Annotated in this window: 8 protein-coding genes and 2 pseudogenes; 9 read left to right on the forward strand and 1 reads right to left on the reverse strand. The window is 63.8% G+C overall.

Features of this window, described 5'->3' with window-relative positions; all coding sequences use genetic code 11:
• The first annotated feature begins 70 nt into the window (after positions 1–70).
• The 6 genes from XpopCFBP1817_RS17360 (at position 71) to XpopCFBP1817_RS17385 (ending at position 5,094) form a co-directional block, all read left to right on the forward strand.
• Positions 71–1,516 carry a TonB-dependent receptor gene (locus tag XpopCFBP1817_RS17360; RefSeq protein ID WP_244171222.1) on the forward strand — a complete coding sequence of 482 codons (1,446 nt, stop codon included), beginning with the start codon at positions 71–73 and terminating at the stop codon, positions 1,514–1,516.
• Positions 1,517–1,684, forward strand: a complete 168-nt coding sequence (locus tag XpopCFBP1817_RS17365; RefSeq protein WP_128418073.1) for a TonB-dependent receptor — start codon at positions 1,517–1,519, stop codon at positions 1,682–1,684.
• An 83-nt stretch (positions 1,685–1,767) separates the two neighbouring features.
• The gene (locus tag XpopCFBP1817_RS17370) at positions 1,768–2,805 is read left to right on the forward strand and encodes a PD40 domain-containing protein (RefSeq protein ID WP_128418074.1); all 1,038 of its coding nucleotides are present in this window, start codon (positions 1,768–1,770) and stop codon (positions 2,803–2,805) included.
• Between the two features lie 92 nt (positions 2,806–2,897).
• On the forward strand, positions 2,898–4,166 hold the full coding sequence (locus tag XpopCFBP1817_RS17375; protein ID WP_158251321.1) for a PD40 domain-containing protein: 1,269 nt from the start codon (positions 2,898–2,900) through the stop codon (positions 4,164–4,166).
• A gap of 121 nt (positions 4,167–4,287) precedes the next feature.
• Positions 4,288–4,662, forward strand: a complete 375-nt coding sequence (locus tag XpopCFBP1817_RS17380; RefSeq protein WP_128418076.1) for a hypothetical protein — start codon at positions 4,288–4,290, stop codon at positions 4,660–4,662.
• Between the two features lie 33 nt (positions 4,663–4,695).
• Positions 4,696–5,094, forward strand: a complete 399-nt coding sequence (locus XpopCFBP1817_RS17385) for an amidohydrolase family protein (RefSeq protein WP_128418077.1) — start codon at positions 4,696–4,698, stop codon at positions 5,092–5,094.
• Positions 5,095–5,124: 30 nt separating this feature from the next.
• Here the strand turns inward: XpopCFBP1817_RS17385 and XpopCFBP1817_RS17390 are convergent, their stop codons facing one another.
• On the reverse strand, positions 5,125–6,609 hold the full coding sequence (locus tag XpopCFBP1817_RS17390; RefSeq protein WP_128418079.1) for a sensor domain-containing diguanylate cyclase: 1,485 nt from the start codon (positions 6,607–6,609) through the stop codon (positions 5,125–5,127).
• Positions 6,610–7,069: 460 nt separating this feature from the next.
• Here XpopCFBP1817_RS17390 and paoA point away from each other — a divergent pair, with 460 nt between their 5' ends.
• The 3 genes and pseudogenes from paoA to XpopCFBP1817_RS17405 form a co-directional block, all read left to right on the forward strand.
• On the forward strand, positions 7,070–7,720 hold the full coding sequence (gene paoA, locus XpopCFBP1817_RS17395; protein ID WP_167393966.1) for an aldehyde dehydrogenase iron-sulfur subunit PaoA: 651 nt from the start codon (positions 7,070–7,072) through the stop codon (positions 7,718–7,720).
• A pseudogene (locus XpopCFBP1817_RS17400) lies at positions 7,717–8,667 on the forward strand (FAD binding domain-containing protein). Before paoA ends, XpopCFBP1817_RS17400 begins: the two are co-directional and overlap by 4 nt.
• Position 8,668: 1 nt before the next feature.
• Positions 8,669–9,808, forward strand: a pseudogene (locus tag XpopCFBP1817_RS17405) (molybdopterin cofactor-binding domain-containing protein); the annotation flags it as partial.
• Positions 9,809–9,883 lie beyond the last annotated feature (75 nt).

The raw sequence follows: 9,883 nt of genomic DNA on the forward strand, positions 1-9,883 counted from the left end.
ATCGCTGATTTTTTGAAGGTATGGTCATCATCCAGTGCGTGTCACCACGGCTACGACTTGGTTGTTCGAGGTGCCCTTCACCAGATTGACGCTGGGCGCCGAGACCGGCGGCCAGGTTTATGGCGCGGCCGATGCGTCCTACCGCGTCGGCCAGGACCGTGCCTGGGGGATGCGCGCCAACGTCGCGCGCCGCGATGGCGAGAGCGCCACCGACGAGGATCGCGAGCTGGGCATGGGTTCGCTGGGCGTGGATTACCGTGGCGAGCGGCTGCGCCTGTCGGCCGACATCGGCTGGCAGAACCAGCGCACCGACCGCCCGCGTCCGAGCGTCACGCCGCTGGGCGCAATTCCGATTGCGCCGGATGCCGATATCAACTCCGCCCAGCCTTGGACCTTCGCTCAAGAGCGCGACACCTTCGGCGTGATCCGTGCCGAATACGACCTGAGCGACAGCGTCATGGCTTGGGCGGCAGTCGGCATGCGTGACAGCGACGAGCACAGCGTGCTGGCGAATCCAAACGCCGATGCCGCCGGCAATTTGAACACGGGCCGTTTCGACAACTACCGACAAGACAAGGTCACTACCGGCGATGTCGGCATCCGCGCCAAGTTCGACACCGGCCGCGTCGGTCATCGCCTGAGTGCGTCGGCGTCGGCCTTCAAGCTGGATTCGAAGAACGCGTTTGCATTCGGCGGCGACGGCACATCGGTGGGCACGCTGTACGACCCGGTGGCGGTCGCACCGCTGGGTGGCCTGTTTCCCGGTGGCGTGCTGTTCGAGCCGCTGACCACCAGCAAGAACCAGACCCGCAGCGTCGCTATCGCCGACACGCTGGCCTTCGCTGACGACCGCATCCTGCTGACCCTGGGCGCACGCCACCAGAGGCTGGAGCAGTACAGCTACGACTACAACACCGGCGCGCAGCTCAGCAGCTACAGCGACAGCGTGGTGACGCCGGTAGGCGCAGTCGTCTTCAAATTCGGCCGTGCAGTGTCGCTGTATGCCAATTACGCCGAAGCACTGTTGCCTGGGCAGGAAGTGCCCACTCTATCCGGCAGCACGCCGCTGGAAAATGCCGGCGAACTGCTGGCGCCGTTCAAGTCCAAGCAGTTCGAAATAGGCGCCAAGTATGACGCGGGCGATTACGGCGCAACGGCGGCGCTGTTCCGCATCAATCAGCCCAATACCGTCGTCAGCAACGCACGCCTGACCACTGACGGCGAACAGCGCAACCAGGGCCTGGAACTGAGCTTCTACGGCCAGCCCATCGACGGCCTGCGCGTACTGGGTGGCATCACGCTGCTGGATGCAAGCTACAACAAGACCCAGGACGGCGTGAACGAAGGCAACGACGCGATCGGCGTACCGAAAAAACAGGTCAATCTGGGCCTGGAATGGGATATCGCTGCGCTGCCGGGCCTGACGGTCGACGGGCGCGCGGTCTATACCGATCGTCAATACGCCGATGCGGTCAACGTGCTGGAAATCCCCTCCTGGACGCGTTACGATCTGTGAGTGCGCTATGCGTTCCAGGCCGGCGGCAAGGCATGGAGCGTGCGTGCGCGCGTGGACAACCTGTTCGACCTCAGCTTCTGGTCGTCGGTCGGTGGCGCTTCGGGTGCGAATTATCTGGTCCTGGCCGCGCCGCGCACCCTCACCGTCTCGTTCTCGATCGATCTGTGAGCTGCGCTTTAAACCCACCTGCGCGATGCAACCGCGCAGGCCTCTGGCATGATCCGGCGCCGCCTGAGGAGTGTGGGGTCCTGATGAAGGAGCGTGGCGTGCGCCAGTGGTTCGGTCTTGGCCTGATGGGCTGTCTGTCGATCGCGGCCGCTGCCGCGCTTGCCCACGATCCCGCCGAGCACCTGCCGCAGCCGTGGCTGGCCGATGCGGCCGGTGCAGCGGCGACGCCCACCGTACCGCGCCCGCAGCAGGCGCCGGGACAGACGCTGCCACTGCAGGCCACGCGCCGCATCGCCTTCGAGACCGATGAAAGCACCTGGATGGGGCTGGACGTGTCGCCGCGCGATGGCCGGCTGGTGTTCGACCTGCTCGGCGATATGTACACGCTGGACGCCGCCGGCGGCCGGGCCAAGGCGATTAGCGGCGGCCTGGGCTTCGACAGCCAGCCGACGTTTTCGCCGGACGGACACTGGATCGCCTTTGTCAGCGACCGCAGCGGTGCGGAAAACCTGTGGCGCATGCGGCCCGATGGGCGCGACGCGCAACAGCTCACGTTCGGCGACGACGATACGGTGTTGGTGTCGCCGGCCTGGACGCCCGATGGCAGCGCCCTGTACGCCAGCCGCTTCCGCTGGTCGGTCAACGATTACGAGCTGTGGCGCCACGGACTGGATGGCAGCGAACGCCTGGTCGCACCGGTCCGCGCGGAGGGCGCCGGCAGCGACCAAAGCACGCTGGGTGCGGTGGTGTCCCCGTATGGCCGGCAGCTCTACGCCGCGCGCCGCAGCGGTGACAAGGACAGTGCTGAGCTGGACCTGTGGTCGATCGTGCGCCGCGACCTGGCCATCGGCAAGGAAGAGACGGTGTTGCCGGTGCCCGGCGTTGCGGGGCGCCGGCCGTTTCCCGGTCCCTATTTCAGCCCGCGGCTCTCGCCGGATGGCAAGCAGCTGGCCTACGCCACCCGCCAGCAAGGCCAGACCGGTCTGCGCCTGCGCACGCTCGCCACCGGCGAGGACCGCTGGATTGCCTTCCCGATCGCGCACGACCGAGCCAGGCGCAGAGCTGGCAGGATCTGGTACCGCGCTATGCCTTCACTCGCGATGGACGTGCGCTGCTGCTGAGCCGCAACGGCCGCTTCGAGCGCATCGCGCTGGATCGCGGTACCTCGCGCGCGATCCCTTTTATCGAGTCGGTCGATCTGGAGCTGGGACCATTGACCGGCGCCGACATCCGTCAGGAAACCGGCCCGGTACAGGCGCGTCTGATCCAGAATCCTGCGGTTTCGCCGGACGGCACGCGGCTAGCGTTCTATGCGTTGGGCGCGCTCTATCTGATGGACATGGAAGACGGCGCGCTGCCAAAGAGACTGCCCACCGGTGATGTGCCGGCCTTCCATCCCAGCTGGGCGCCGGATGGTAACGCGCTGACCTACGTCACCTGGGAAGGAGGGCAGGGCGGTCAGGTCTGGTCACTGGCGCCCGGCGGCGGCGCGGCGCGTCAGCTCAGCCGCGGGCCCGGCGCGTACTACACCCATCCCGTGTTCACCCGTGACGGTCGCGACGTACTGGTGGTGGCCTCCGACAACGTGGCGCGCATGCAGGCCGCGATGGTGTTTGGCAGCGTGCGCGAGGCGCAGCTGCAACAGCTGCCCGCGCAGGGCGGCCAGGCCAGGATCCTCTATCGCGGTACGTTAGGCGGCACGCTGCACTTCGGTGCAGATGCTGACCGCGTCTATGCGATGGGCAGCGGCGGCCTGCTCGGCATCGATCTGCTCAGCGGCCTTGCCGACGCACCGATCGTGGTGAAGGGGCCGGGTTGGTATTTCCAGGACGGCAGCGTCCCGGTGGACGACCTGCGGATCAGTCCTGATGGTCAGTGGCTGCTGGCCCAGGTCGCACAGCAGCTGCATCTGCTACCGGTGCCCGCGAAGGGAGCAACGGTCGATCTGCTGGCGCCAGGCATGCGCCATCGGCGCATCACCGATGTTGGCGCCGATTACGTTGGTTGGAGTGCGGACGGCCGCACGATGACCTGGTCGATCGGTTCCAGCGTCTACCGCCGTGCACGCGCTGACATCGCCCTGCATGCAGCCGATGCGCCGGGCTGGGATGCAGACGTGCCAACGCCGGGGCGGAACACGCAGGTGGTGCAGGCCAGGGTGGACTTTCCGCGCGATGTGGCCAAGGGCACGCTGCTGCTGCGTGGCGCCACTGCGCTTACGCAGCGTGGCGATGAGGCCATTGCCGATGCCGACCTGCTGGTGCGCGATGGACGCATCGCCGCGATCGGTCCGCGCGGCAGCGTGGAGGTACCTGCCGGCGCGCAACTGCGCGATGTCAGCGGGCGCTTCATCATTCCGGGCCTGATCGATGTGCATGACCACGTCGCCGATTTTCGCCGCGATCTGCTCGATATGCGGCCTTGGGGCTTCGCGCGCGACTGGCATACGGCATTACCACCGCCTTCGATCCATCGTCGCTGAGCATCGACATGCTTGCCTATCAGGATCTGGTCGATGCCGGGATGGTGGTGGGCGCGCGCGCCCACCACGGGCATGGCGATGTTCTCATTCAATCGCATCGCCTCAGGATGAGGCGCGCGCGTTGCTTCACCGCTATCGCGACCACTACCGCCCGCGCACCGTCAAGCAGTACCTGGTCGGCAATCGCCGCCAGCGCCAGTGGCTGGTGCAGGCGGCGAACGAGCTGGGCATGCGCCCCACCAGCGAGGGCTCGCTGGCACTGAAACTCGACCTGAATCAGGTCATGGATGGCTATGCCGGGCACGAACATGCACTGCCGACACCGCTGTACCGCGACGTGATCGAGCTGATGGCACGCAGTGGAACAAGCTATGACGCAACGCTGATGATCGCCAACGGTGGCCCTGCGGCGCAGAACAACTACGTCATCGGCGATCAGCCGCTGGGCGATGCCAAGTTCCGCGCAACGCGCCCATACGAAGTGGCGATGCAGTAGGCTCAATCGCAGCGCTGGATCGATCCGTCGCTGATGCGCTATCCCCGCATCGGTGGCGACGTGGGGCGCATCCAGCGCCGCGGCGGGCTGGTGGCGATGGGCTCGCATGGCGAGATCGCCGGACCCGGCCTGCCCTGGGAAATGCAGGCGCACGTGGAGGGTGGCATGACGCCTGCCGAGGTGCTGCAAGCCGCCACGCTGGGTGGTGCGCGCAGCATCGGCCGCGGCGCGGAACTGGGCAACCTGGAGGCGGGCAAGCTGGCCGATCTGGTGATCCTGCAGGCCGATCCACGCCTGGATATCCGCAACGCAAAAAAGATCGAAGCGGTGATGTTGGGCGGTCGATTGCGCGAGGTGCCAACACTGGATGAACTCTGGCCTAGAGAAAAGAGAATTCCCGCGCTCTGGCATCACGGCGAATCATCGAACTAGGTTGAGCGTGGCAAGCCTGGTGTTTCTGGCTCATGCCGACGTCCGATCCCGCCCGTTCTGTTTGGCGCGATACAGCGCCGAGTCGGCGTCGTGCACGAACGCATCCGGGGTGCGCGGCGCTTCGCCCGGTTCGAACGTCGCCGCGCCCACGCTCACGGTGACGTGCGCGCTGGTCGGGATGGACAGGTGCATCAGGCCGAGTCCGGCGACGGCGCTGCGGACCGCATCGGCCAACCGGAGTGCGCCGACAGCGTCGGTGTGCGGCAGGATCATGCCGAACTCTTCGCCGCCATAGCGTGCGGCAACGTCTTTGCTGCGCCGCGAACACTCGGCAATCGCGCGGGCAATCAAGCGCAGGCAGGCATCGCCATTCACATGACCATAGGTGTCGTTGTAGAGCTTGAAGTGGTCGACATCGATCATCAGCACCGACAACGGCGCCTGCAGACGCACCGCGTCCTGCAAGGCGCCCGACAGGCGATAGTCGAATGCACGCCGGTTTGCGATGCCGGTCAGCGCGTCTACCCAGGCTTCGGAGCTGAGTTTGGCTTCGTTACGATGCATGCGGCGCAATTGCAGATCCAGCCAGAGGCCGACCGCAAGCAACAGCGCAAACCCCAGCGTGGCGATCACGATCCGCTGGCGTGCGGATTGCCGCCAGGTTGCCAATGCATCGTCCACCGATATGCCGGTGAGCACGGTCAACGGATACGGGCGTGCGGGAGCGAAGCTGGAAATGCGCTCTACACCGTCGATCGGTGAGCGATAGGTCGCAGTGCCATGTTTGTGCGCGCGGATGTTGACGTAGATCGAGGTACCGGCGATCGAGGTGCCGACCACGCCCGGTTTGTTGGGCCTGCGCACCAGCACGATGCCATCGTCGTTGGTCATGCCGATGGTGCCGTTACGGCCCAATTCGAAAGTGCTGTAGTAATTCTGGAAATACTTCAGCTGCAGCGTGATCAACACCACGCCTGCAAACTCGCCACCGGGCGTGTTGAGTCGCCGGCTCAAGGTAAGCACCCAGCTGCCATCGGAACGGCTTTGTACGGGCGGGCCGACCAGCGACAACGCATCGCGATGATCGCGGTGATATTTGAAGTAGGCGCGGTCGGCATTGTTTTGCTTTCTGGGTGCGCTGTTCAACGACGAACTCACCCAGCTGCCATCTGCAGCGTAGATGAAAATGCCATGCAGCCGATCCGAGCGGTGTGCCTCGCGCACCAGAAATTCATGCATCGCCGACTGCGCGGCGGCCGAGGCTTGGTCGTGTTCCGCCCGCGCAACCAGACCCGACAACACGGCATCGGCGATCGCCATGGTGTCGCTGGCATGCTGTGCCAGCGAGTTGGCCAGATTCAGGGATTGGGTTTCGGCGGTGCGCAGTGCAGTGGCGCGTTCCTCGTGGATCGACCAGTATTCCGAACCGAGCAGTAGCATCCACGAGGCGATTAACACAAAGTGCAGCGCAATGCGCTGTGCACGTTTTCGCCGCTGCTTGCTGTCTGATGTCACCGTGGCTACCTGTCTGGACACCAGGACAATGCAATGGGTGTGCCAGCGTACGCGTTGCCCTGCTTGCAGCTGTATGGCATTGAACAGCACTACACGAATCTGTGATTAGTGCCTCATGTGCTCGGCAGTTGCGATGTGATAAACGACTGCGGCAATTTTCCGGTTTGCTTGCGAGCGACGACGCGTGCGGTTGGATAACGAGAACCGAGGGCCGGTACACGCATCGCGCGCTCATGCGAACACGTTGTGAAATAGATCACCGCAATGATGAGCGGGGTTCACAGGCGCATGCACCACATGCCGCCTATGCGCGGATAGACCAGCACTAAACTCGGCCCATTCCTCTGTTTCGCATCCGTGGTCAAGCCCGCGCTGATGGCGCTTACTCACGCGCTTGTGACCGGCCACGCTTCACATTATTTAATAACTGAATAAGCCAGCATTGTTGGAGATGCCAGCCATGAGAGACATCAATATGACCCGTCGCGAGGTACTGATCGCTGGCACGGCGCAGGCAGCCAGCGTTGCCGCAACCCAGTCGATGGCTGCTACTGCCGCCAATGCCATGTCACAGGGTCAAGCGGTCGAGCCTGCCAATGCGTCGAGCCAGGTCGCGTTCGAAGTCAACGGCAAGCCGGTGATATTGACGTTGGATAATCGCACTACGTTGCTGGACGCCTTGCGCGAGCACTTGCACTTGACCGGCACCAAGAAGGGCTGCGATCACGGCCAATGTGGCGCGTGTACGGTCATCGTCGATGGGCAGCGCATGAACTCCTGCCTGTCGTTGGCAGTGATGCATCAGGGCGGCAAGATCACCACCATCGAAGGACTGGGAACGCCCGACAAGCTGCATCCGATGCAGGCCGCATTCGTCAAACACGATGGCTATCAGTGCGGCTACTGCACGCCCGGCCAGATCTGTTCGGCGGTGGCGGTGTTGGACGAAGTCAAGCGCGGCATTCCCAGCCACGTCACTGAAGATCTCACCGGCAAGAGCCGACTCACCACCCCCGAACTGCAGGAACGCATGAGCGGCAATATCTGCCGCTGCGGCGCGTATTCCAACATTGTCGACGCGATCAACGATGTCGCCGGAGACCGCGCATGAAGGCCTTCAGTTACGAGCGCGCCACCTCGCCAGCCGATGCGGCGGCCACGGCTGCGCGTCAGCCGGGCGCCAAGTTCATTGCAGGCGGCACAAACCTGCTGGATCTGATGAAGCTGCAGATCGAAACCCCATCGCACCTGATTGATGTCAACGGTCTGAGCCTGGACACCATTGAGGCAACGTCGGAAGGTGGATTGCGCATCGGTGCATTGGTACGCAATACCGATCTTGCCGCAGATGCGCGCGTTCGTCGTGATTACGCGCTGTTGTCGCGTGCATTGCTGGCAGGCGCTTCGGGGCAGTTGCGTAATCGGGCGACCACTGCCGGCAATCTGCTGCAACGCACGCGTTGCCCATATTTTTACGACACCAATCAGCCGTGCAATAAGCGGCTGCCTGGCAGCGGCTGCGCGGCGATCGGCGGTGTCAACCGTCAGCTCGCAGTGATCGGTGTCAGCGAAGACTGCATCGCCACCCATCCGAGCGACATGGCGATTGCGATGCGCGTGCTGGATGCAGTTGTCGAAACAGTGCGCCCCGATGGGCAGACGCGTGCCGTGCCCTTATCCGAGTTCTATCGCGCGCCAGGCAAGACACCGCATCTGGAAACCGTACTGTAGCGCGGCGAGCTGATCACGGCAGTGAGCTTGCCCAAGCCGATTGGCGGGACGCATGTCTATCGCAAGGTGCGCGACCGCGCCTCGTATGCGTTTGCATTGGTGTCGGTTGCAGCAGTCGTGCAGCGCGACGGCAGCGCACGTGTGGGGGTGTGTGGCGTTGCGCACAAACCGTGGCGCAGCGAAGCTGCCGAAGCGCAGTGGCGCCAAGGTGCGCGTGTTATGGCTTCTGTGCTGCTCGATGGCGCACAGCCAACCGAACACAATGCATTCAAGTTGCCGCTGGTGGAGCGCACCTTGACCGCGATCCTGGCCGACACGAGGGCCTGATATGAAATTCGACACTCCCGCCTGTACTAATCCCATCGATCAGCTCAAGGTCGTCGGCAAGCCCGTCGATCGCATTGATGGCCCGCTCAAGACCACTGGTCAAGCGCCGTATGCGTACGAGCACCATGATTTTCCTGGTCGCGCTGTCTACGGCCACGTCGTTGGCGCAGGCATCTCCAAAGGCACCATCCGCAGCATTGATCTCAGTGCTGCGCGCAATGCGCCCGGTGTGCTCGGCATCGTCACTGCACAGAACGCCGGCAAGCTGCAGAAGGGCAAGTACAACACCGCCAAATTGCTCGGCGGGCCGGAGATTCAGCACTATCACCAGGCGATTGCCGTGGTCGTTGCCGAGACCTTCGAACAGGCGCGCGCAGCAGGCCAGTTGATTAAGGTCGACTACGGTCGCCATGTCGGTGCTTATGATCTGGACAAGGCACGCGATGGCGCAAAGGTCACCAAGGAAGGCGACGCGCCGAACAGTGCGGTCGGTGATTTCGATGGCGCGTTCGCCGCCGCGCCTGTGCAACTGGATGCCGAATACACCACGCCCGATCATTCACACGCGATGATGGATCAGCACGCATCGATTGCGATGTGGGAAGGCGACAAGCTCAGCGTGTGGACCTCCAATCAGATGATCAATTGGAGTGCTATTGATTTGGCCAGGACGCTGGATATCCCGCGCCAAAACGTGCGCTTGATGTCGCCGTACGTCGGTGGCGGTTTCGGCGGAAAATTGTTCCTGCACACCGATGCGGTGCTGGCCTCGCTGGCTGCACGGCAGGTGAGGCGCCCGGTTAAGCTGATGTTGCCGCGGCCGCTGATCTTCAACAACACCACGCATCGCCCTGCCACCGTGCAGCGCCTCCGCATTGGTGCGCAGCGCGATGGCAAGATCACTGCGATTGCGCATGAAAGCTGGTCCGGCGACTTGCCCGAGGGCGGCCCGGAAATCGCGGCCTCGCAGACGCAACTGTTATATGCCGGCGCCAATCGCCTGATTGCCACGTATCTGGCCGTGCTCGATTTGCCGGAAGGCAACGCGATGCGTGCGCCTGGCGAAGCACCGGGTTTGATGGCGCTGGGAGTGGCCATGGACGAAATGGCCGAGAAACTGGACATGGATCCGGTCAGGTTCTGAGGTATCCCCACGTTTTTCAGCCCATGACCATCTGGTTGTAGACGTGTTCGGGCAGTGTGCGTAATCGCTCCA

The sequence above is a fragment of the Xanthomonas populi genome, from assembly GCF_002940065.1.
Taxonomy (GTDB): Bacteria; Pseudomonadota; Gammaproteobacteria; order Xanthomonadales; family Xanthomonadaceae; genus Xanthomonas; species Xanthomonas populi.

What these genes read in the sequence shown, in the direction of transcription:
- XpopCFBP1817_RS17370 (WP_128418074.1), top strand. Translation starts at nt 1,768, where the DNA reads ATGAAGGAGCGTGGCGTGCGCCAGTGGTTCGGTCTTGGCCTGATGGGC.
- XpopCFBP1817_RS17385 (WP_128418077.1), top strand. Translation starts at nt 4,696, where the DNA reads ATGCGCTATCCCCGCATCGGTGGCGACGTGGGGCGCATCCAGCGCCGC.
- paoA (WP_167393966.1), top strand. Translation starts at nt 7,070, where the DNA reads ATGAGAGACATCAATATGACCCGTCGCGAGGTACTGATCGCTGGCACG.